Origin of the sequence: Mycobacterium sp. (assembly GCF_035506235.1) — a bacterium.
In the GTDB taxonomy this organism is placed as follows: Bacteria; Actinomycetota; Actinomycetes; order Mycobacteriales; family Mycobacteriaceae; genus Mycobacterium.
The window spans coordinates 18,097-38,975 of the sequence record NZ_DATJPU010000140.1; the positions used below are offsets into that span (position 1 = coordinate 18,097).

Annotated in this window: 21 protein-coding genes, 1 tRNA gene and 1 pseudogene; 10 read left to right on the forward strand and 13 right to left on the reverse strand. The window is 68.5% G+C overall.

The annotated features are described in order from the left end of the window. The first annotated feature begins 8 nt into the window (after positions 1-8). Complete coding sequence (locus VMD50_RS12920) at positions 9-695, forward strand: aminodeoxychorismate/anthranilate synthase component II (RefSeq protein ID WP_325428144.1); 687 nt, start codon at positions 9-11, stop codon at positions 693-695. On the opposite strand, the gene pknB is transcribed toward VMD50_RS12920, so the two are convergent. The 7 genes from pknB to VMD50_RS12955 form a co-directional block, all read right to left on the reverse strand. After that, positions 673-2,550, reverse strand: a complete 1,878-nt coding sequence (gene pknB / locus VMD50_RS12925; RefSeq protein ID WP_325428145.1) for a Stk1 family PASTA domain-containing Ser/Thr kinase — start codon at positions 2,548-2,550, stop codon at positions 673-675. The genes VMD50_RS12920 and pknB overlap by 23 nt on opposite strands. Continuing rightward, positions 2,550-3,860 (reverse strand): serine/threonine-protein kinase, encoded by a 1,311-nt coding sequence (locus VMD50_RS12930; protein ID WP_325428146.1) that lies wholly within the window; start codon positions 3,858-3,860, stop codon positions 2,550-2,552. The genes pknB and VMD50_RS12930 overlap by 1 nt, the downstream gene beginning before the upstream one ends. Then, a complete protein-coding gene (gene pbpA / locus VMD50_RS12935) occupies positions 3,857-5,335 on the reverse strand; it encodes a D,D-transpeptidase PbpA (RefSeq protein WP_325428147.1) in 1,479 nt (492 codons plus the stop codon). Before pbpA ends, VMD50_RS12930 begins: the two co-directional genes overlap by 4 nt. Then, on the reverse strand, positions 5,332-6,741 hold the full coding sequence (locus tag VMD50_RS12940) for an FtsW/RodA/SpoVE family cell cycle protein (protein ID WP_325428148.1): 1,410 nt from the start codon (positions 6,739-6,741) through the stop codon (positions 5,332-5,334). Before VMD50_RS12940 ends, pbpA begins: the two co-directional genes overlap by 4 nt. Further along, the gene (locus VMD50_RS12945; RefSeq protein ID WP_325428149.1) at positions 6,738-8,249 is read right to left on the reverse strand and encodes a PP2C family protein-serine/threonine phosphatase; all 1,512 of its coding nucleotides are present in this window, start codon (positions 8,247-8,249) and stop codon (positions 6,738-6,740) included. The genes VMD50_RS12940 and VMD50_RS12945 overlap by 4 nt, the downstream gene beginning before the upstream one ends. 97 nt (positions 8,250-8,346) lie before the next feature. Beyond that, positions 8,347-8,814 carry an FHA domain-containing protein FhaB/FipA gene (locus tag VMD50_RS12950; protein WP_066917067.1) on the reverse strand — a complete coding sequence of 156 codons (468 nt, stop codon included), beginning with the start codon at positions 8,812-8,814 and terminating at the stop codon, positions 8,347-8,349. 125 nt (positions 8,815-8,939) lie between these two features. Beyond that, positions 8,940-10,571 (reverse strand): FhaA domain-containing protein, encoded by a 1,632-nt coding sequence (locus VMD50_RS12955; RefSeq protein ID WP_325428150.1) that lies wholly within the window; start codon positions 10,569-10,571, stop codon positions 8,940-8,942. 251 nt (positions 10,572-10,822) lie between these two features. On the opposite strand from VMD50_RS12955, the gene VMD50_RS12960 reads away from it, so the two are divergent. Continuing rightward, positions 10,823-10,905 (forward strand) — tRNA-Leu (locus VMD50_RS12960). A 210-nt stretch (positions 10,906-11,115) separates the two neighbouring features. On the opposite strand, the gene VMD50_RS12965 is transcribed toward VMD50_RS12960, so the two are convergent. After that, positions 11,116-11,469 (reverse strand): VOC family protein, encoded by a 354-nt coding sequence (locus VMD50_RS12965; RefSeq protein ID WP_325428151.1) that lies wholly within the window; start codon positions 11,467-11,469, stop codon positions 11,116-11,118. Between the two features lie 38 nt (positions 11,470-11,507). Between VMD50_RS12965 and VMD50_RS12970 the strand changes: the two genes are divergently transcribed. Then, positions 11,508-11,774 (forward strand): YdeI/OmpD-associated family protein, encoded by a 267-nt coding sequence (locus VMD50_RS12970; RefSeq protein WP_325428152.1) that lies wholly within the window; start codon positions 11,508-11,510, stop codon positions 11,772-11,774. Positions 11,775-11,783: 9 nt separating this feature from the next. Here VMD50_RS12970 and VMD50_RS12975 read toward each other — a convergent pair whose 3' ends face one another. The 4 genes and pseudogenes from VMD50_RS12975 to VMD50_RS12990 all read right to left on the reverse strand — a co-directional run bounded on the left by VMD50_RS12975 (position 11,784) and on the right by VMD50_RS12990 (position 15,014). Beyond that, the gene (locus VMD50_RS12975) at positions 11,784-12,113 is read right to left on the reverse strand and encodes a GNAT family N-acetyltransferase (RefSeq protein WP_325428153.1); all 330 of its coding nucleotides are present in this window, start codon (positions 12,111-12,113) and stop codon (positions 11,784-11,786) included. Beyond that, a complete protein-coding gene (locus VMD50_RS12980; RefSeq protein ID WP_325428154.1) occupies positions 12,110-13,093 on the reverse strand; it encodes a pirin family protein in 984 nt (327 codons plus the stop codon). Before VMD50_RS12980 ends, VMD50_RS12975 begins: the two co-directional genes overlap by 4 nt. Before the next feature lie 29 nt (positions 13,094-13,122). Continuing rightward, positions 13,123-14,504 (reverse strand): annotated as a pseudogene (locus VMD50_RS12985) (acyl-CoA dehydrogenase family protein). Positions 14,505-14,597: 93 nt separating this feature from the next. Next, the gene (locus tag VMD50_RS12990; RefSeq protein WP_325428155.1) at positions 14,598-15,014 is read right to left on the reverse strand and encodes a WhiB family transcriptional regulator; all 417 of its coding nucleotides are present in this window, start codon (positions 15,012-15,014) and stop codon (positions 14,598-14,600) included. Between the two features lie 144 nt (positions 15,015-15,158). Here VMD50_RS12990 and VMD50_RS12995 point away from each other — a divergent pair, with 144 nt between their 5' ends. The 6 genes from VMD50_RS12995 to VMD50_RS13020 all read left to right on the forward strand — a co-directional run bounded on the left by VMD50_RS12995 (position 15,159) and on the right by VMD50_RS13020 (position 19,313). Next, positions 15,159-15,944, forward strand: a complete 786-nt coding sequence (locus tag VMD50_RS12995) for a helix-turn-helix domain-containing protein (protein WP_325428156.1) — start codon at positions 15,159-15,161, stop codon at positions 15,942-15,944. Next, a complete protein-coding gene (locus VMD50_RS13000) occupies positions 15,941-16,771 on the forward strand; it encodes a C40 family peptidase (RefSeq protein ID WP_325428157.1) in 831 nt (276 codons plus the stop codon). Before VMD50_RS12995 ends, VMD50_RS13000 begins: the two co-directional genes overlap by 4 nt. Further along, the gene (locus VMD50_RS13005) at positions 16,768-17,148 is read left to right on the forward strand and encodes a DUF4226 domain-containing protein (protein WP_325428158.1); all 381 of its coding nucleotides are present in this window, start codon (positions 16,768-16,770) and stop codon (positions 17,146-17,148) included. The genes VMD50_RS13000 and VMD50_RS13005 overlap by 4 nt, the downstream gene beginning before the upstream one ends. A gap of 103 nt (positions 17,149-17,251) precedes the next feature. Then, positions 17,252-18,643, forward strand: a complete 1,392-nt coding sequence (locus VMD50_RS13010; RefSeq protein WP_325428159.1) for a DUF4226 domain-containing protein — start codon at positions 17,252-17,254, stop codon at positions 18,641-18,643. 53 nt (positions 18,644-18,696) lie between these two features. Further along, entirely contained in the window at positions 18,697-19,014 is a 318-nt protein-coding gene (locus VMD50_RS13015) for an ESX-1 secretion-associated protein (RefSeq protein ID WP_325428160.1), read from the forward strand. Further along, positions 19,011-19,313 (forward strand): DUF2694 family protein, encoded by a 303-nt coding sequence (locus tag VMD50_RS13020; protein ID WP_325428161.1) that lies wholly within the window; start codon positions 19,011-19,013, stop codon positions 19,311-19,313. The genes VMD50_RS13015 and VMD50_RS13020 overlap by 4 nt, the downstream gene beginning before the upstream one ends. On the opposite strand, the gene VMD50_RS13025 is transcribed toward VMD50_RS13020, so the two are convergent. After that, the gene (locus VMD50_RS13025) at positions 19,310-19,453 is read right to left on the reverse strand and encodes a hypothetical protein (protein ID WP_325428162.1); all 144 of its coding nucleotides are present in this window, start codon (positions 19,451-19,453) and stop codon (positions 19,310-19,312) included. The two genes, VMD50_RS13020 and VMD50_RS13025, sit on opposite strands and share 4 nt — an antisense overlap. 82 nt (positions 19,454-19,535) lie before the next feature. On the opposite strand from VMD50_RS13025, the gene VMD50_RS13030 reads away from it, so the two are divergent. Next, positions 19,536-20,762, forward strand: a complete 1,227-nt coding sequence (locus tag VMD50_RS13030) for a DUF5631 domain-containing protein (RefSeq protein WP_325428163.1) — start codon at positions 19,536-19,538, stop codon at positions 20,760-20,762. The last annotated feature ends 117 nt before the right edge of the window (positions 20,763-20,879 follow it).

The window sequence follows — 20,879 nt, forward strand, 5'->3', positions numbered from 1 at the left end:
CTGACACGATGCGGATCCTGGTCGTCGACAACTACGACAGCTTCGTGTTCAACCTGGTGCAGTACCTGGGCCAGCTGGGCGTCGAGGCCGACGTCTGGCGCAATGACGACACCCGGCTCTCCGACGAGAACGCCGTCGCCGCGCAGTTCGGCGGCGTCCTGCTCAGCCCGGGCCCGGGCACCCCGGAACGCGCGGGTGCCTCGATCGGCCTGGTGCGGGCCTGCGCCGAGCAGCGCACCCCGCTGCTCGGGGTGTGCCTTGGGCATCAGGCCATCGGCGTGGCGTTCGGCGCCACCGTGGACCGCGCGCCGGAGTTGCTGCACGGCAAGACCAGTAGCGTCTTTCACACGAATGTGGGTGTGCTGCAAGGACTTCCGGATCCGTTCACGGCGACCCGGTACCACTCGCTGACGATCCTGCCGGAGTCGCTGCCGGCGGTGCTGGAAGTCACGGCCCGCACCCGCAGCGGTGTCATCATGGGGGTGCGGCACACCGAGTTACCGATTCACGGCGTCCAGTTCCACCCGGAGTCGATCCTCACCGAGGGCGGGCACCGAATGCTGGCGAACTGGCTCGCCTGTTGCGGCTGGACACGAGACGACACGCTGGTGCGCCGGCTGGAGAACGAGGTGCGCGCCGCGGTCCGCCCGTATTTCCCGAAGGACGCGGCGGCTACTGGCCGAACTTCAGCGTGATGATCCCGTCCCGGTTGCAACCGGCCCCGGCCGGCGGGTTCTGATACACCACCCGGTGCGACTGGGAACCGCCCGCGTCCACGTCGGGACCCTTGTCGAGCACCCCGGTCCAGCCCAGCGCCCGCAACCGCGGTTCGGCGTCGGTCCAGAACATGCCGGTGAGGTCGGGCATCAGGAACTGATTGCCCTTGGACACCTGGATCTCGATCACGGAGTCCACCGGGACCGTCTGGCCCTTGGGCGGATTCGTGCCGATCACCTCACCGGCCGGCCGGGTGCTGTCCACCGGCGTCTGGCTGAACTTGGTGAACCCGTAGACCGTCAGGTTCTTTTGCGCGACGTCGACGGTCTGGCCCGCGACGTCCGGCACCTGCTTGGTCTCGGGCCCGGAGCCGACGATGACGGTGATCACGTTCGTGATCGCCGACGTCTGGTTGGCCGGCGGATTGGTCCCGATGACCTTGCCCAGCATCTCCGGGCTCGACGGCGAGTTCGCCTGCTTGAACTTGCTGAATCCGGCGGCTTTGAGCTTGCTGACCGCGTCGGTGTAGCCCAGCGAGGAGACGTCGGGCACCTCGCGTTGCTCCGGTCCGGTCGAAACGTTGATGGTGATCTCGTCGCCGGCACCCACCGACGCGTTGGCAGCCGGGTCGGTGCTGATGACGTGGTCCGGCGGAACCGACGAGTCCGGCTTCTGCAGGGTCCGCGTCTTGAAGCCCCGGTTCTGCAGCGCGGCAATGGCGTCGGCGGAGACCTGGCCGCGCATGTCGGGCACCTGAACGTCGCGGGTGTTGCCGCCGAACGTGTTGAAGGCGATGACGACCACGATCGTCAGCACCGCCAGCGCGGCGACCGCGACAACCCAGCGGCCGATGGAACCGCCGGAGCGATCGCGGTCGGTGTCGTCGAGCGCCTGGCGAGGCAGCGGGTCGGTGCGCGGCCCGTGGCCGGCCGCCGTGGACGACAGGAACGAGCTGCGCTCGGCGTCGGTGAGCACCTTGGGCGCCTCGGGGGTTTCCCCGTTGTGTACGCGCACCAGGTCGGCACGCATCTCCGCCGCCGTCTGGTAGCGGTTCTCCGGGTTCTTGGCCAGCGCCTTGAGAACGACCGCATCCAGGTCGGCGGAGATGCCCTCGTGCCGCTTCGACGGCGGGACCGGATCCTCGCGGACGTGCTGGTAGGCGACCGCGACGGGCGAGTCGCCGGTGAACGGCGGTTCGCCCGTGAGGATTTCGTAGAGGACACAGCCCAACGAGTAGACGTCGGATCGGGCGTCGACGGAATCACCGCGCGCCTGTTCCGGTGACAGGTATTGGGCGGTCCCGATCACGGCCGCGGTCTGGGTGACGCTGTTGCCGCTGTCGGCAATCGCCCGCGCGATGCCGAAGTCCATCACCTTCACCGCATTGGTGGAGCTGATCATGATGTTCGCCGGCTTGACGTCGCGGTGAATGATGCCGTTCTGGTGGCTGAAGTTCAGCGCCTGGCAGGCGTCGGCGATGATCTCGATCGCCCTCCGGGGCGGGAGCGGGCCCTCGGTGTGCACGATGTCGCGCAGCGTGACGCCGTCGACGTACTCCATCACGATGTAGGGCAGCGGGCCGGTGGGTGTGTCCGCCTCGCCGGTGTCGTACACCGCGACGATGGAGGGGTGGTTCAGGGCGGCGGCGTTCTGCGCCTCGCGCCGGAAGCGCAGATAAAAGCTGGGGTCGCGGGCCAGATCGGCGCGCAGCACCTTGACCGCCACGTCGCGGTGCAAACGGACATCGCGGGCCAGATGAACCTCGGACATGCCCCCGAAACCGAGGATCTCGCCGAGCTCATAGCGGTCGGACAGGTGCTGCGGGGTTGTCATCAAGGCGTTCCATGTCGGGCCGGCGATGTGCTGGGCGGGGAGGTGGCCCAGCCATGGTCATCCGGCCTAATCCGGAGTCCAGAATTACCTATGTTTCCGCGATCCGTCCAATTGAGTCGCAGGCGCGGTCCCGCTCCGCTGGGCGTCTTGCTCGCCGGGGGCGGCGCCGTCGCCGGTGGGGTCCCGGTGTCGGTGACCGTCGGTGGCTGCTGCTGATCCGCGCGGGAATTGATGACGATGATCACCGCGATGAGGATCGCCAGCGCTCCCAGCACCCCCGCAGCCCACAGCAGGGCGCGCTGGCCCGACGAGAAGGTGCGCCGGGCCGGGGGCCGGGACCGGCCGGTGGACGGCCCGGACCGGCGGACCGGGGCGCTGCGGCCGGGTGTGACGGCCGCCCTGGTGTGCGGGCTGGACGGAATGGCCGCGGGCGAGGCCCGGCCGGGCGGCGGTGACTGGCTCGGCCGCGGGGGGCGGCGGCCGGCGCGCACCGCGGCGACGGCGTCGGCGAACGGTCCCCCGCTGCGGTAGCGCATCTGGGGATTCTTGACCAGCGTGATCTCGATGAGCTCCCGCACATTGGGGGGCAGCTCGGCGGGCAGCGGCGGCGGCGGTTCCTTGATGTGTTTCATCGCCACCGTCAGGGCGCCGTCACCGCTGAACGGGCGCTTACCAGAAACCACCTCGTAACCGACGACTCCCAGCGAGTAGACGTCGCTGGCCGGCGTCGCGTCGTGACCCAACGCCTGTTCGGGGGCGATGTACTGGGCGGTGCCCATGACCATCCCCGTCTGGGTCACCGGCGCGGCGTCGACGGCCTTGGCGATGCCGAAGTCGGTGATCTTCACCTGGCCGGTCGGGGTGATCAGGATGTTGCCCGGCTTGACGTCGCGGTGTACCAGCCCCGCGGCATGCGCGACCTGAAGCGCCCGACCCGTCTGCTCGAGCATGTCGAGCGCGTGCCGCAGCGACAGCCGCCCGGTGCGCTTGAGCACCGAATTCAGCGGTTCGCCGTTGACCAGCTCCATCACCAGGTAGGCGGTGCGCCCCTCGCCGTCCAGCTGGCTTTCGCCGTAGTCGTGGACCTGTGCGATGCCGGGATGGTTGAGCATCGCGGTGGTCCGCGCCTCGGCGCGGAACCGCTCGATGAACTCGGGGTCCTGGGAGAACTCCTGCTTGAGCACCTTGACCGCGACGCGCCGACCCAGCCGGCTGTCCACGGCCTCCCACACCTGGCCCATGCCGCCGGTGGCGATCAGGCGCTGCAGGCGGTATCTGCCTGACAGCGTCACACCAACTCGCGGGCTCATGGTCCTCCCTGTAGCGCCGCCTCGATCACCGCCCGTCCGATCGGCGCGGCGAGTGCGCCCCCGGTCGCGGACAGTCGGTCGGCGCCGTTCTCCACCAGCACCGCCACGGCAACCTTCGGCGCCTGCGCGGGCGCGAACGCGATGTACCACGCGTGCGGCGGAGTGTTACGCGGGTCGGTGCCATGCTCTGCGGTACCCGTCTTTGATGCAATCTGCACGCCGGGAATCGCCCCTTTCTGCTGTGCGACCTTCTCGGCGCCGACCATCAGCTCTGCTAGCTTAGCGGCGACCTGCGGCGACACCGCGCGGCGCTGTTGGTAGGGCGCGGTGGTGCTGATGTTGGAAAGGTCCGGTCCCTTGAGGCTATCGATCAGGTAGGGCTGCATCGTCACCCCGCCGTTCGCGATGGTCGCGGCGATCTCGGCGTTCTCCAGCGGCGTCAGCGCCACGTCCTTTTGACCGATGCTCGACATGCCCAGCGCGGCGGCGTCCGGGATGATCCCGACGGTGGATTCGGCGACCTGCAGCGGAATGACGCTGGGCGTGCTGTCCAGCCCGAACGAACGCGCCATGCCGCGCAGGGCGTCGGCTCCGGTGAGGATGCCCAGCTGGACGAACGCGGTGTTACAGGACAGGGCGAACGCCTGGCTGAGGGACACCGTCGGCTCGTTGCCGCACGGCGCGCCGCCGTAGTTTTCCAGCGTGGCGGTGCTGTTCGGCAGCGGAATCGTGGCCGCCGCGGTCAACTGCTCGGTATCGGTCGCGCCGGCCTGCAGCGCCGCCGCTGTGGTGACCACCTTGAACGTAGAGCCCGGCGGGTAGGTCTCGGAGATGGCGCGGTTGGTCAGCGGGTTGTCGGGGTCGTCGCGAAGCCGCTGCCAGGCCTGCGCCTGCACCTCGGGGTCGTGCGACGCCAGCAGATTGGGGTCGTAGGACGGCGACGACACCATGGCCAGGATCTTGCCGGTGGACGGCTCCAGCGCGACGACGGCGCCCTTGCACGGCGGTCCACCGCAGCCCTGCTGCATCGCGTCCCACCCGGCCTGCTGGACCCGCGGGAGGATCGTGGTGTCGACGTTGCCGCCACGCGGATCGCGACCGGTGAAGAAGTCGGCCAACCGGCGCCCGAACAGGCGCTCGTCGGACCCGTTCAACAGCGGGTCCTCGGCCCGTTCCAGGCCCGTGCTCGAATAGCGCAGCGAGTAGAAGCCGGTAACCGGCGCGTACACCGCCGGGTTGGGGTAGACGCGCAGGAACCGGAAGCGGCTGTCGGTGGCCACGGAGTACGCCAGCAGCTGGCCGCCGGCGACGATCTGGCCGCGCTGGCGCGAATACTCGTCGAGCAGCACTCGCTGGTTGCGCGGGTCGGCGCGCAGGCCGTCGGCGGCGAAGACCTGCGTCATGGTGGCGTTGAGCAGCAGCAGCACCATCAACGCCATCACGGTCACCGAGATCCGGCGGAGAGAGGCGTTCATACCCGCTCGATCACCTCGGTGCTGGCCGCCGCGATCGGCGACGTGTTACGCGCGCGGGTGCGCAGCGGGCGCCGGGCGCTGTGCGAGATGCGCGCCAGGATCGCCAACAAGATGTAGTTGGCGAGCAGCGACGACCCACCGTACGACATCCAGGGTGTGGTCAGCCCGGTCAGCGGGATCAGGCGCGTCACGCCGCCGACGACGATGAACAGCTGAAGGGCCAGCGTCGACGCGAGGCCCGCGGCCAGCAGCTTGCCGAAGCTTTCCCGTGTCGCGATCGCCGTACGCAGGCCACGCACGATGACGATCGTGTACAGCATCAAAATGGCTGCCAATCCCACCAATCCAAGTTCCTCACCGAACGCGGCGATGATGAAATCGGTCGACGCCGCCGGCACGGTGTCGGGCTGACCGTTGCCTAGTCCGGTGCCGAAAATGCCGCCGGTGGCAAAACTGAACATCGACTGTACGAGCTGATACCCGCTGCCGTCAGGGTCGGAGAACGGGTCCCACCACATCTGCACCCGGACGCGGACGTGGTCGAAAAGGAAGTATGCCGCAACGCTTCCCGCGGCGAACAGCACCAAGCCGATGACAACCCAGCTGAAACGTTGGGTGGCGAGGTAGAGCACCACCAGAAACGACGCGTACAGCAACAGCGAAGTGCCAAGGTCCTTTTCGAAGACCATCACGCCCACCGAGATCACCCACGCCGCCAACAGCGGCGCGAGATCGCGGGGGCGCGGCAGGGTCATCCCCATGAAATGCTTGCCAACGCTGGTGAACAGCCGGCGTTTTGCGATCAGCACCGCGGCGAAGAAGATCAGCAGCAGAATCTTGGAAAATTCGGCCGGCTGAATTGAGAAGCCCGGGAAGCGAATCCATATCTTCGCGCCGTTCTGCTCGGACATGGATGCGGGTAGCACCGCGGGAATCGCGAGGAAAACCAGACCCGCAACCCCGCAGATGTAGCCGTAGCGGGCCAGTTGTCGATGGTCTTTGAGGAAGGTGACCACCAGCGCGAACGCGGCCACCCCGACCACGGTCCACAGCATCTGCTGGGTTGCGCTGGGATGATGACGGCCGCTCAACTCGTTGTTGACGAGGTCGAGGCGGTGGATCATCACCAAACCAAGCCCGTTGAGCAGAGCCACAATTGGCAGCAACAGCGGGTCGGTATAGGGGGCGAAGCGCCTGATCGCCAAGTGCGCGCTTCCGAACATGAACAGAAAGACCAGCCCGTAGCTGACCAGGTTCCAGCGCAGGTCGCGGTCCTGGTTGGCCTGGACGATGAGCAATGCGGCGACGGTGATCAGCGCTGCGAAGCACAACAACAGCAGTTCGGCGTTGCGCCGAGTAGGCAGCGGAGGAGTAACTGCGACCGGCGGCTGGACTTGTGTGGTCATGCCACCGCCCGGCAGTCGATGCCCGGCTTAGGTGGGGGTGGCGGGAGCGCAGTCACCGTCTGGGTGCTGGTGGGCGACGTGGTCGCGGGCGCTGTCGGCGCGGTGCTTGCGGGGGTGCTGGTCGGACTGGCGCTGGTGGATGGGGTGGCGTTGGAAGAAGTAGGCGGCGCACTGACATTCGGCTCCGCGGTGCCGGGCGGAGTGGGGGTACCACCCGCTTGCGGGGGAGTGGCGCGCGGCGGCGGACAGGGCGGCAGCAGGGAGCCGGCCGCCAGTTCGCGCAGCTGCCCGATGGCGTCGTCAAGGGTGCCGGCCGGGAGCCCGGCCTGAACCTGTGCGCGCTCGGGCGGGCGCAGGTCCTGCAGTTGCATCAGGCGGCAGTCGAGATGACCGCCGCTTTGGCGGGTGCTGATCAGGGACAGTTCGTTGCGGGCGTTGAGGCAACCGATCAGATACGGCTCATGCAGCGACATGCCGAAGAGCGACCCCTGGATCCCCCGCAGGATCGACACCAGGCCGTTGTATTCGGCGACGTAGTAGTTGCTGCGGATGATGGCCCGGCCGATGCCCAGACCGGCGAGCACCAGCAGCACGATCAGCGTGACCACGATCGCCATTCGCCGCCGCGACCACCGCGACCGCCGAGGCGTTTCCTCTTGCGCCGGAACGCGTTTGGCGACTTCGTCGCGGGGCCTGATGGCCGAGGCGCGGCCGGCGGAGGTGTTGGGCAGGGTCAGCTGGTCGTCCTCACCCGACACCGCACCGGCCAGGATCGGCTGCGTCTGGCCGTAGTCGTAGTCGACGACATCGGCGACCACGACGGTCACGTTGTCGGGGCCGCCGCCGCGCAGCGCCAATTCGATGAGGCGGTAAGCACTCTCGGCCACGTCGGGGATCTGCAGCGCCTCGAGGATCGTTTCGTCGCTGACGGGGTCGGACAACCCGTCGGAGCAGAGCAGGTAGCGGTCGCCGGCGCGCGCCTCGCGCATGGTCAGGGTGGGCTCGACCTCATGGCCCGTCAGCGCCCGCATGATCAGCGATCGCTGGGGGTGGCTGTGCGCCTCTTCCCGAGTGATCCGCCCCTCGTCCACCAGGGTTTGGACGAACGTATCGTCCTTGGTGATCTGGGTGAGCTCGCCGTCGCGCAACAGGTAGCCACGCGAGTCGCCGATATGAACCAGCCCAATCCTGTTGCCGTCGAACAAGATTGCGGTAAGTGTGGTGCCCATTCCCTCGAGGTCGGGCTCCATCTCGACCTGTGCGGCGATCGCCGCGTTGCCGGCGCGCACCGCCGAGTCGAGCTTGGCAAGCAGGTCGCCGCCGGGCTCGTCGTCGTCGAGATGGGCCAGCGCTGCGATCACCAACTGGGAGGCCACCTCGCCGGCGGCGTGTCCACCCATGCCGTCGGCCAAAGCCAGCAGTCGCGCGCCGGCGTAAACCGAGTCTTCGTTATTGGCGCGTACCAGGCCGCGATCGCTGCGGGCGGCATATCGCAGGACCAGGGTCACGGGCGCCACTCTCCCCCGCGAGCGGGTGGTGTCCCCGCGGAGCTGGGGAGTGCCCCCACGATCCCGGCTGCGCCGGCACCATCGTCGCCGGCGCGGGTCACGGACGCAGCTCGATTGCCGTTTTGCCGATTCGAATCGGCGTTCCGATGGGAACCCGTACCGCAGTCGTCACCTTCGCCCTGTCAAGGTAAGTGCCGTTGGTCGATCCTAGATCCTCGACGTACCATTCCGAGCCGCGCTGAGACAGCCGGGCGTGCCGTGTCGAGGCGTAGTCGTCGGTGAGCACCAGGGTCGAGTCGTCAGCGCGCCCGATCAACACCGGCTGCCCGCTGAGCGTGATGCGGGCGCCGGTCAGCGCGCCCTCGGTCACCACGAGATAGCGCGCGGCGTGGCGACGCTGGCGCGAGGGCAGCAGCGTGCCGCGCAGCGCCAGGCCGCGACGCACCATGACGGCCCCGGTGGGCGCGTAGATATCGGTCCGCAGGATCCGCAACACGGACCAGATGAATACCCACAACAACATTAGAAATCCGGCGCGCGTCAGCTGCAGTACCAGTCCCTGCATCTGGCGTCCTTTCCGTCCTGGCGCCGCACCCCTCGTGCCCGCGACATCGAGCACATCAGCAACGTCACGATACTTGGACGGTCGTCCACGCGGGGCGAAGCACGGCAGCTTTGAGCCGGCTGCGTCTAGTGGATGCGAACGATGATCTCCGAGTGGCCCAGACGGATCACGTCGCCGTCGGCCAACTGCCACTCCTGTACCGGTGCGTTGTTGACGGTGGTGCCGTTAGTGGAGTTGAGGTCGGAAAGGAGCGCGACCTGCCCGTCCCAGCGGATCTCCAGGTGACGCCGCGAGACGCCGGTGTCGGGCAACCGGAACTGGGCGTCCTGGCCGCGGCCGATGATGTTGGCGCCCTCGCGCAGCTGGTAGGTCCGGCCGCTGCCGTCGTCGAGCTGCAGGGTCACCGTGGTTCCGGCGGCGCCGTAGCCGCCCTGACCGTAATCCCCGTAGCCGCCGCCCGGCTGCTGGCCGTAGTCAGCCGCCTGACCGTAGTCGGCGGGCTGGCCGTACTCGTAGTCGCGGTGGGCCGTGTCGGCATACCCCCCGCCTTGCGGGGCATATCCGCCGCCCGGGACGCTTTCGGCGTATTGGGTGTAGTCACCCGGGCCGTAGTCCTGCTGGCCGTATCCCCCACTCTGCTGATAGCCCTGGTCGTACCCGCCGCCCTGGTCCGGGTAAGCCGGGCGTTGTTGCTCGGGCGCGCCCTGCGGGGCCGGTGGGGCATACCCGCTCTCTTCTTGGCGCGCCGGCCCGCGACCGTAGTCGCCGTACCCGTAGGCCTGCTGGGTGCCGCCGGCCTGACCGCCGCCCGGCGGCCCGTAGCCGCCACCCTGGCGGTGGCCCTGGTCGTAGCCTTGGCCGCCGTAGCCGCCGGGCGCCGGGGGACGTTGCTCGTAGGACGGTGGGTAGCCGCCCTGCCCCTGGTCGGGGTAGCCGCCCGGGGCTTGGTAGCCGCGCTGGTCGTAGCCGCCCTGCTCGGGGTAGCCGCCGCGCTGGCCCTGGTAGCCGCCCTGTTCCGGGTAGCCCCCCCGCTGCTGCTCTTGGTAGCCGCCCTGCTCGGGATAGCCGCCCTGTGGCGGGTAGCCGCCCTGCTCCGGCTGACGAGGTGGCGGATAGCCCCCAGGCGGTGGGTAGCCGCCTTGCTCGGGCGGGTAGCCGCCTCGGGGCTCCGGTCCGCCCTGCGGCTCCTGGCCGCGCGGTTCTTCTTGCGGGCGCCCGTAACGGTCGTCGTAATACTCGTCGCCGGGCCTGCCCTGCCCCTGACCCCCGTGGTAGCTCGAATTGTCAGTCATTGCTGCTACTCCTCGTTCTGCGCCGAACGCGTGATCTGATTGTGGCCGGAGGCGATGGATGGCGATCGGGCGGGGCTCGACATCGGGATTGACAGCACCGCGGGCGCGGTACTGACCGGTATGCAGGCTCGACGACTGCTCGAACCGGACGACCACATCACCATACGTTTGCCACCCCTGTTCATAGATATAGTCGGCCAAGTACCTCGCGAAAGCGTTCGACGTGAGATCCGTGTCGGCTCCCACCTTCGCAAAGTCGTGCATACCGAGGGTAATGATGTATTCGTTGGGGGCCAAAAGACGATTCCCTTGCAGCGCGCGTACCCCGTCCTCGGCTTCCCTGCGCAATAGCGCTTCAACCTCTTGCGGCACGATCGATCCGCCGAACACCCGGGCGAACGCGTTGTCGACCGTCGCCTCGAGCTTGCGCTCGATGCGCTGAACGAGCCCCCTTTGGCTACTCATCCGTCAGCGCTCGCCCGCAGCTGCCGTCGTGTGTCGCGGGCGCGAGGCAAACGGACCGCCCACGTGTTGGGTCACTCCAGCATGGTATCGGGACACCGCGACGCCGCGGCACCGCGGAACTCTGAGAATCGCATCCGTGCAGCTCAGCCCGCCGCGGCCCGGTCGCGGCAGGCGTGACCGGCGGTCCCGTCCCGCCACGGCGATTGGGGCGGACGGCTATTACAGTGGTATGGTCCATCGGTTGTTTTTCCGGGCGAGTGGCGGAATGGCAGACGCGCTGGCTTCAGGTGCCAGTGTCCTTCGGGACGTGGGGGTTCAAGTCCCCCTTCGCCCACTGTGGTGATGAGCCGGTGTGATGAGTCGGGAATCGGCGGCCGCTCGGTCGCCGTGGTTCCCGGCACGGCAGACCAGGATGGGATCGCGCGCATCACCACTCGGTCCGTGAATGCGGTATCGCATGCGCCACCGGATTTGAATGTCGCCTATCGGTGTGGACAGCGGCAAGATGCCGACTGGTTTCGAAAGGCTTGTGGTCGAACGTAGTTCAGCGAGCCAGCGGGCTGTAGAAGACCAAGCCGTTGCCCTTGTTGTCGTAGACCACGGCGCGCCGCTCATGTGCGTCGTCGTACGGGCCCTTCACGATGCCGCCGCCGGTGGCCTCGACGGCCTTCGCGGCGGCGTCGACGTCAGCGGTCTTGATACCGACGACGACCTGCCCGGGTATGGGGTGGTCCACCGCGGTCGCGAGCGCGAGAGTCACCGCCCCGCCGTCGAGGGCGGCGAAGTGGGCTCCATCGCGGAACTTCAGCGGCATTCCGAGGGTCTCGCTGTAGAAGCGGATCGACTCGTCCAGGTCGTCGGTCGACAAGACGATCATCCGCACTTCGTGCTCGCTCAATGCTGCCTCCTCTGGCTGGATCGCCTTACCCTAGCCCGGTGAGCAGCAACCGAGTCCCCGGCGGAGTGGTGCACCGACTGCCGGCAGATCTGCGTGCGGCGCTGACCGCCAACTCCACGGCGCTGGTGGCCTGGCAGGACATCACACCCCTGGCGCGCAACGAGTTCATCTGCTGGGTGGAGGACGCCAAACAGGACACGACCCGAAAGCGGCGCATTCGCCGGACCCAGGAGGAATTGGAGGAAGGCAAGCGCCGGCCCTGCTGCTGGCCCGGGTGCAAGCACCGCGAGCGCACCGGCAAGTGAGCGGGCCGGCTAGGACCGCAGCCACCGGTGCACGTCGGCGGTGACGGGGTCGGTGATGTCATCGAACTCGGGGTGCTTCTTGAGCACCGTGCCCACCATGGAGCACACCGGGACGACGCGCTTGCCATCGTCGCGTGCCGCGTCGAGCGCCTCCTTTACGAGGATGGTGGCCAGGCCGCGCCCGCCGTACGCGGGGTCGATCTCGGTGTGGTAGAAGACGCGCTGGTCGCCCCGATCGGCGAAGTCGGCGAGGCCGACGGTTTTGCCGTCGACGGCGATGGTGTAACGACCCTCCTCCGCGGTGACGGTGGTGGGGGCGCCGGTCTTGTCGGCGGTCATCGGTGCTCCTTTGGTTGAGGGATCGGTCGAGGCCGCAGCCGGGTGGTCGGCAGCGGCGGGGCGGGCAGTCGCGTGACCGGACCGCGGTAGCCCGTGACGGCACCGAAGCGGTCGTCGGCGTCCTCCCACAATCGGCGGTAGCCGACGATCTCGTCGTGACTGCGCCCGACGAAGTTCCACCACATCACCAACTGTTCGGCGAACGGTGTCCCGCCCAGCAGCACGACCCGCGCCGGCCGGTCACCGGTGTTGCGCAGGTGCAGCGTCGAATCGCCGGGTCCCTGGTAGCCGAGGTCGGCGACCGCCAGGGTAGCCTCGCCCAGCGCGACGGGCCCCGCGTCGCAGAGCACGCCGTGTTCGAATCCCGGATCGACGGCGATGTCCAGCGCGGCGTTCGGCTCCAGGTCGAGCTGGGCGCCGAGCAGCGTGGTGAAGGTGCGCACCGGCGAGCGGCTACCGGCCAGCTCCCCGAGAAACACGCGTGCCACCGCCCCCGGCAGCGAAATCGGCGCGGGCGCATAGTGAGCGAAACCGCGGCTGGTGTCGCGGTCGGAATCGGGCAGGGCCACCCACAACTGCACCCCGTGCAAAACGGCATCCGATTCGATGGACACCTCGGAGTGACAGATGCCCGCGCCCGCCGTCATCAGATTCAGCTCGCCCGGCCGGACCACGGCATGGACGCCGGCGCTGTCGCGGTGCTCCACTCCCCCGCTGAACAACCAACTCACGGTCTGCAGTCCGGTGTGCGGATGAGGCGGGACGTCCATGCGCGCGCGCACCGGGCCTTCGGGGAGGCCATAGTGGTCGATGAAGCACCAGGCGCCGATCAGCGAGAGCTGTCGTTGCGGAAGGGTGCGCTGCACCCGCATCGCCCTCGGGCCGCCCAGCGGGACCTCTCGCGGATGTAGAACCTCGATACCGGTGGCCCGTGACGTGTTGCAAGCGACTTCGACCGGCGCGGTCTCGAGGTTGCTCACCCGCCCGACGCTACGCCTCGTCGGGGGCCTCACCTGCCCGGCGGCCGCAGCACCTTCATCGCCAGCCGCATGACCGGTCCGGGGACGCGATCCTGCATCGACAGCGCAGCCTCGGCGGCGCGGGATCGCAGGGGGGTGCCGCGACCGAAAATCCGATTCAGCGGACCGCCGATCGGCTCGATGACCACATGCAGCGGCGGGCTGCCCACCGTGGCGCCCAGCGCGTTGGAGATGACCATCCGCTGAATCTCGCTGGTGCCCTCAAAGATGGTGTACAGCTTGGCATCCCGATACCACTTCTCCACCGGGTGGTCGGTGATGTAGCCCCAGCCGCCCATCGTTTGGATGGCGCGTTCGGTGGCCTTCACGGCGACCTCGCTGGCGGCGAGTTTCGACATCGAGCCCTCGCCGCGCTCGAAGGGGACGTTGTTGGCGGCCATCCAGGAGGCGCGCCAGGTCAGCAGCCGGGCGGCGTCGATCTCAGTGGCCAGCTCCGCCAGCGGGAACGCGATGCCCTGGTTGTCGATGATCGGGCCGCCGAAGGCCTCTCGCTCCGTGGCGTACCACGTCGCGTACTCCAGTGCGGCGCGGGCGATCCCGATCGCCTGGGCTGCGACCATCGGGCGGGTCTGCTCGAAGGTGCCCAGCGTCGCCGAGCCGGACCGCTTTCCACCGGCCAACACCTCGCGGGCTTTGGCGAGCTTGTGTTCGAGCTTCTCTTCTCCGCCAAGTAAATTGGCTCCCGGAACGCGCACCCCTTCGAACAGCAACTCGGCGGTGTGGGACGCCCGGCAACCCAGCCTGTCGAGTTTTCGAACCAGTTTCAGCCCCGGTGTTCCGCCGGGCACCACGAACAGCGCCTGGCCGCGGTGTCCGAGTTCCTCGTCGACGACCGCGTTCACCACATGCAGGTTGGCGATGCCGCCGTTGCCGATCCACATCTTGTGGCCATCGATGATCCAGTCGTCACCGTCGCGGCGCGCGCGAGTGCGCAGATTCCGAACGTCGCTGCCGCCCTCGGGCTCGGAGATCGCCAGGGCGGCGAGCTTGACATCGCCTGGGGTTCCGAAACATTCGGGCGCCCACTCGAGCATTTGCTCCGGCGACGCGGCCTGACCGATCGCCGACAGCGCCAGCGCGGGCATGACGATCGCCAATCCGATTCCGGCGCAGCCCCAGAAGAGCTCCTCCATAACATCGGTAGCGAAATGCCGGTCGGGTCACCGATCAGGTCACGATAGAACAGCGGGCTGTAGAAGCCGCACCGGGCCGCCTCCTCCAGCACCGGCCAGGGAAACTCCTGGCGCTGGTCGTAGTGGAGGGCCACGGGGCGGATCACTTCTTCGGCGAATTCGTGGGTGCGCCGGGCCAGGTCGTGTTGTGCTGCCGTCGGTGTCAGGTCGAACGTCATGGAAGCGCCTCGGGGTCGACGGACTCTTTCGTGCCAAGCCCGTCTACCCCGTCGGCAGGGTCAGCAAACTGCCGTCGCGACGATGACCGAAGGTCAGGCGGCCGAACGGGGCCCGAGTTGTGCGGTCGGCAGGTGCAACACCACTGCGGCGACGGGAATCGCATCAAGCTCGTGACGTTCCAACAGGGCCGCGTTCTCGGGCAGCTGCCGTGAGTTGATCTCGCCGCCGGCGATCCGGCGCAGGACGTCGTGGGCGCGGGCGAGCTGCTCGCGCTTGCGGTACTGGCCGCCGGGCAGCTTGACGCCGGCCCAGACGCCGTACTCCTCGCGGTGCGTGATGGCGTGCTGGGCGCACCGGCGCTGCTGTGCCAGCGGGCAGCGGCGCAGGCACTGGATCCGCGCCTCGGTGGCGGACCGCTCGTAGGCGCGCGCCTTCGCGGCGCCGTCACCACCGTCGTCGTCGGGATAGCCGAACCACAGTTCCGGGTTGGCTGCGCAGGGGTGCCCCATGTCGGTCTCCTTGTCCGGCGGTGAAACGTAGGCGAAATCGTATACACGTATGGCGGCCGAGCGCAAGCGAAACGAGATTAAAACGTATATCGGCTGGGTAAGCCCGCGTCTTGTGTAATATCCGGCCTATGGCCGGAGCGTGCGGTGAGCCGTGAATCGGCCGGCGCGGCCATCCGCGCGTTGCGTGAGTCACGCGACTGGTCGCTTGCGGAGCTGGCCGCCGCGACGGGCGTCAGCATCATGGGGCTGAGCTTCCTCGAACGCGGTGCTCGCAAGCCCCACAAAAGCACAGTTCAGAAGGTTGAGAACGGGCTGGGCCTGCCGCCGGGCACTTACTCCCGGCTGCTGGTGGCCGCCGACCCGGATGCCGAATTGGCCCGGCTGATGGCCGCGCAGCCGGTCGACACCAGGCCCGCCCGGTCCGCCGGCGCGGTGGTGGTCGACCGTCACAGCGATACGGAAGTGCTGGAAGGCTACGCCGAAGCGCAACTGGATGCCCTCAAATCCGTCATCGATCGGCTGCCGGCGACGACATCAAACGAATATGAGACGTATATTCTGTCTGTGATCGCTCAATGCGTGAAGGCGGAGATGCTGGCCGCCAGCTCCTGGCGGGTGGCCGTCAACGCCGGCGCCGACTCGACGGGCCGGCTCATGGAGCACCTGCAGGCGCTCGAGGCGACGCGCACGGCCCTGCTGAAACGGATGCCCGCCAGCTTGAGCGCGCGCTTCGATCGCGCGTGCGTGCGGTCGCCGTTGCCGGAGACGGTCATCGCGGCCCTCGTCGGGGTCGGCACCGACGAAATGTGGGACATCCGCAACCGGGGCGTCATCCCTGCGGGGGCGCTCCCCCGCGTTCGCGCCTTCACCGAGGCGGTCGAGGCGCCGAGGGACCAGCCAGATCGCGACGGCGGCGAGGAGGCGCGGTGACCGAAAGCGAAATCGAGGTGCTGAGCCGCGCTCATCGACTCTTTGCCGGTACCACGAGGCCGCCGACGCTGGAGGCGGCCACCGCGCATTACCGCGGATTGCTGCAACGAGGCAGCGGCCTGAATAGCGGTGTCGCACATGCCGTTTACCGGCTCGCGACGGACCGCGGCGAACACCGCCTGCAATCGGCGGCGCGCACGGATGCCGACGCTGCCCGCGTCATCGCCGTCGCCCACGAGGATCGCGCCGACGCCCGCGAGCTGACCAAATCGGTGGTCGACCACGCCCGCGCCGATACCGCGGGGACTTCCGCGATTGCCATGACGCCGCTGGCCCAGCGCGAGGCGATGCGCCGTCGCGTGGCCCGGCTGCGCGCCCAGCGGGCGCACGTCCTGGCGGCCCGCCTGAAGGCGCGACGGCACTCCACGGCCCTGCGGGCGCTGCGGTACCGGCTGATACACCACCGCGTTCCCGGCCTGCCCGCGCTGAGCGGCCGCGCCGCGATCGCCGTGCGCGCGGCGTTGTCGCGACTGGGGCGCCCATACGTATGGGGTGCGACCGGGCCCGACCAGTTCGACTGTTCCGGGTTGGTCCAGTGGTCCTATGCGCAGGCGGGCGTTCACCTGGGCCGCACCACCTATCAGCAGATCAACGACGGTCTGCCGGTCGCCCGTTCGCTCGTCCGGCCGGGCGACCTCGTCTTCCCCCACGCCGGACACGTGCAGATGGCGATCGGCAACAACCTGGTTGTCGAAGCGCCCTACCCGGGCGCTTCGGTGCGAATCAGTCGACTGGGCAGCAACATTGCGATTCGGCGGCCGCAATGACGAGCAACGAATCCACGCCGGAACAAGCCGGGCCCTCGCTGGGCGCCATGCAGGCGCGGCAGTCAGCGCTGGCCGGACGGCACAGCGCCGCCTCCGATGCCGACCGCGTGCTGGCGGGGGTGCTCGCCAGCGCCCATGCCGCGACCCGTGAGAGTGTCAGGCGACTCGACGCGATCGCCGAGGAGATCGACCGCGCCGCCACGGACCGCGCGGACCTTGCCATCGACACCCCCATGGGGGCGCGCGAACTGCACAGGTTTCTGATGGACAAGCAACGCGAAATCGCGAGGGTGGTGGCCGATGCCCGCGAACTCGATCGCGCGAAAAAGGCTGTCCTGGAAGGGCTGCGCGCACAGTACGCCGTCCCCGCGGGCTAGCCACCAACCACGCCGGATCGATGGTTCACAGGCGCGACGGGGTGAATTGTCGGTGCGAACGTGCCTGGGTACTGTCGCCCGGCATGGAGGGGTCGCGACACCGATGTCGACGTACGACGAGCTGATCAACACGATCAGATACGTCCGGGAGCGCACCGGCGATCCGAACGCGTGGCAGGCGGGTTTGGCACCGGATGAGGTGGCTGCGGTGATCACGCCCACCACCGGGCCGCAACAACTCGATGCGATCGTGCGCAAGATCCGCCAGGAGCATTCGAACCTCTTCGGCGCCGCGGCGGCGGCAGGTCCGCCGGCCGGAGCGCCGGGTGCACCCGGGTCAGACCGAGACCAGGGCGAGGCCGCCGAAGCCATGATGGATGCCGAAGCTGCTCTGGCGCAACAGAATTCGGTCAGCTCTCAGCTCGACATGCAAGTGATCACCGCGATCCTGAACGCCCACCTCAAGGCCGTCGAGGGCCGAGAAGCGCTGACCAAGTTGCAGCGCGAGACCGAAGCCGCGGTCCTGACGCGATCGGACCTCGACACCCCGGCCGGGGCGCGTGATTTCCAACGGTTCCTCATCTGCAAGCTCAAGGACATCCGCGCGGTCGTCCTGAACGCCAGCCTGGACGACACGTCGAAATCGGCCCTGATGGCCGCGTGGACGTCGCTGTACGACGCCTCCAAGAACGGCCCCGACGGGCGCCCGCCCGCGGCCGCCGCATCCGCTGGCGCGACCCAGGAACCGGCCGGCGATCCCGAAATCGACCCGCTGGATTCGATGTGGGCCGACGACCCCGGCCAGCCCACCGGGGATCTGCCCGGACCCTCCCCCGTGGCCAGCACCCCGGCTCCGGCGGCGCCTGCGATACCCACAGCGCCGGCGACGCCATCCATTCCCGGCTTCGGCGGGGCGCCGATACCGGGTCTCGGCGGGCTCGGCGGCCTGCCGTTGCCCGGCCTGCAGGACATCGGCCGGGAGGCGCCGCTCGGATCCCATGACCCGGACCCCGGAGACGGCCCCGACGAACGCTCCGGCGACGACGACAAGCCCCACGCAGATGACGTCGCAACGAACCAATCCGAATCGCCGCCGGTGGGCCCAATGGTGGTGACCCTGCCCGACGGCGATACGGTGACGGCCGCCAGCCCACAGCTGGCCGCGGCGATCCAGGCCGCCGTCGGCGGCGCATCGATCCCAGATGCCTTCCAGCAGCAGGGAATTACCATCCCCCAACCGGGAACGGCGGTGACCAACCCCGTCGACCCACTGGAAACGGCGCCCGGTGACATCGGCATCCTCACCGACCGTCACGCGCTTGCCCTCGGCCATGAAAAGGCCCTTCTCGACGGCCAGATTCAGCGCATCGGCACCGTGAGCGGACCGAACTTTCTAGGCTGGGAGCACCCACCGGCGAAGGCCGCGCCCGCGAACCCGCCGGCCGAGCCGCACACACCGACACCCACCGGGCCGGCGGCGACGTCGACCACCTGACAATAGTGATGACGCCGGCCTTCCCCGGCGGCGCAGCGAGTAGGAGAGAGCAGATGGCAGATCCAATCCGTGTGGTGCCCGCGCACTTACGTCAAGCCGCTGCGCATCATCAGGAGACCTCCGATTACTTGCGCACGGTTCCGTCATCGCACGCGGCGATCCAGGAAAGCCTGGACTCGCTCGGGCCCATCTTCGGCGAACTGCGCGATGCCGGGCGCGAACTGCTTGAGCTGCGACGTCAGTGCTACGAGCAGCAAGCCGACGACCACGCCGATATGGCGGAAAAACTGATTGCGTCGGCGGCGATGTGGGAAGAGCACGAGCAAGAAGCGGCACGACATCTCGGCGGCATCGTTGACGGGGGTGGGTGACGGACGCCAATCCCGCCTTCGACACCGTCCACCCGAGCGGTCACATCCTCGTCCGCTCCTGCCGCGGCGGGTACATGCACAGCGTCGCGCTGAGTGAAGAGGCGATGGAAACCGACGCCGAAACCCTGGCGCAGGGAATCTTGTTGACCGCCGACGTGTCGTGCCTCAAAGCGTTACTGGAAGTTCGCAACGAGATCGTGGCGGCGGGCCATACCCCGTCGACGGAGGTTCCGACACCCCACGATCTCGACGCGGCTATCGAAAAGCTGCTGGCGCACAAGTTGCGGCGCCGCGCCTAAATCAGCCACGTCTTGGCGCTGTCGGGATCGGGTGCGATGTCGGTGGGCGGTTCCACGGGATTGAGGCCGAACAACTCTCGCGCGCGAGCCAGCAGGGCGCGCACCTCGTCGAGTTGCTGCTGCAGCGCAGAGTCAGCCATGTCCCCACGCTACCCAGGCCGTCGCAGCTGCACAATTCACCGACTGAATGGACGGGCCGACGGATGCCGGTAGGCTTGGCCAGTGGCGATCTTCGGTCGGATAACGGCGCGCCAGCGCCTCCGGAGAGCTACCCGGGAATCGCTGACGATTCCAGCCTTCAGCTCTCCCGTGGACTGCACCCCGTGGGTGACGGGCGGCCTCTGGCCTGCCGAATTGTCCGCACCCACCGCCGAAACTGCCACTGTCGCAGAGTATCTGAAGGACGACCTGCAGCGGATCGCCAGAAGCGCCAACGACGAGCTCAGAAAGATCCGGCTGGCGGAAATGCCCGACTTCGTCCGACGGGGAGAAGAAGCCAGGGTCATCGAGGAGGCCCGGGCGCGCGCGGTGCGGCGGGTCGAGTCGGCGGTTCGTCATGTGCACGCAGCGAAGGCTGAGCCGCGCGCCGAAAGCCTCGACGGCGCCGATCTCGAGAAGACGCAAATCATCCCCGCGGTCACGGACGCCGGCCCCGAGCTTCGGGAAGCCATCGCGGGCGAGCGCGAGGATCCGGTGCTGGGCGAAAGCGCCGCCGAGGAGGACGAGCCCGAAGCGTGGAAGGGCAGGCATCGAGCGTCCGGTGAGGCCACTACGGCGCCACCACCCGAGCCCGTTGAGGAAACCCCGGCCGCCGCGGACACCAGCGAATCGGACGACGAACGGTTGCAGCGCCTCCTCGCGTTCGTGGTTCACCAAGAGCCGCGCCTGAATTGGGCGATCGGCGACCGCGGCGGCACCACGATATTGGTCACCGACTTCGCCCACGGCTGGATACCGCCCGGCATCGCGCTTCCGGAGGGCGTGCGGTTGTTGGAACCCGAGCGACGCAGCGGCAAAGTGACCGCCCTCATCGGCGAGACCCGGCGCAGCCGCAGCTACGCTCCCGGGGACTCCCTGGGCTGGCTGGATGACTTCGCCGAGACGAAGTCCTCAACGCAGCCCCGCGAGCTGCCCGAGGTGGACGACCTCGGATGGGAGTTGAGCCAGGCCACGCACTGGCGGGACGGGTTGCCGCGGATGGTGCACACGTTGGCCAGGGCCGCTGCCGCCGAAACCGGCGTCGCCGCAGAAGAGGTCGACTTGCTCAGAGTGCATCTTGATACCGCGCGCTATCAGCTCTTGATCCAGTACCCGAACATCGATCCGGCGCTCTTGCTCAACTGCCTGCTGCTGGCGGCCGCCGAAGGCGCCGCGACCGGAGATTTGGTGTCGGCGAACTACCACCTCGCCTGGTTTCACAAGCTCAACCCGCAGGCGGGCGGCCTGTAGGCCCGCTTACGCGCTCATCGAGCGGGGCGTGGTGGGATCGCCCCGGCTCTCTTCGCGCTCACGCGCTCATCGACCGGGGCGTGGTGGGATGGCCCCGGCTCTCTTCGCGCTCGCGCG

Coding starts and splice junctions, on each gene's coding strand:
- VMD50_RS12920 (WP_325428144.1), top strand. CDS start 9: ATGCGGATCCTGGTCGTCGACAACTACGACAGCTTCGTGTTCAACCTG.
- pknB (WP_325428145.1), bottom strand. CDS start 2,550: ATGACAACCCCGCAGCACCTGTCCGACCGCTATGAGCTCGGCGAGATC.
- VMD50_RS12930 (WP_325428146.1), bottom strand. CDS start 3,860: ATGAGCCCGCGAGTTGGTGTGACGCTGTCAGGCAGATACCGCCTGCAG.
- pbpA (WP_325428147.1), bottom strand. CDS start 5,335: ATGAACGCCTCTCTCCGCCGGATCTCGGTGACCGTGATGGCGTTGATG.
- VMD50_RS12940 (WP_325428148.1), bottom strand. CDS start 6,741: ATGACCACACAAGTCCAGCCGCCGGTCGCAGTTACTCCTCCGCTGCCT.
- VMD50_RS12950 (WP_066917067.1), bottom strand. CDS start 8,814: ATGCAGGGACTGGTACTGCAGCTGACGCGCGCCGGATTTCTAATGTTG.
- VMD50_RS12955 (WP_325428150.1), bottom strand. CDS start 10,571: ATGAGTAGCCAAAGGGGGCTCGTTCAGCGCATCGAGCGCAAGCTCGAG.
- VMD50_RS12975 (WP_325428153.1), bottom strand. CDS start 12,113: ATGACCGCCGACAAGACCGGCGCCCCCACCACCGTCACCGCGGAGGAG.
- VMD50_RS12990 (WP_325428155.1), bottom strand. CDS start 15,014: ATGGGGCACCCCTGCGCAGCCAACCCGGAACTGTGGTTCGGCTATCCC.
- VMD50_RS13005 (WP_325428158.1), top strand. CDS start 16,768: ATGACGAGCAACGAATCCACGCCGGAACAAGCCGGGCCCTCGCTGGGC.
- VMD50_RS13010 (WP_325428159.1), top strand. CDS start 17,252: ATGTCGACGTACGACGAGCTGATCAACACGATCAGATACGTCCGGGAG.
- VMD50_RS13015 (WP_325428160.1), top strand. CDS start 18,697: ATGGCAGATCCAATCCGTGTGGTGCCCGCGCACTTACGTCAAGCCGCT.
- VMD50_RS13025 (WP_325428162.1), bottom strand. CDS start 19,453: ATGGCTGACTCTGCGCTGCAGCAGCAACTCGACGAGGTGCGCGCCCTG.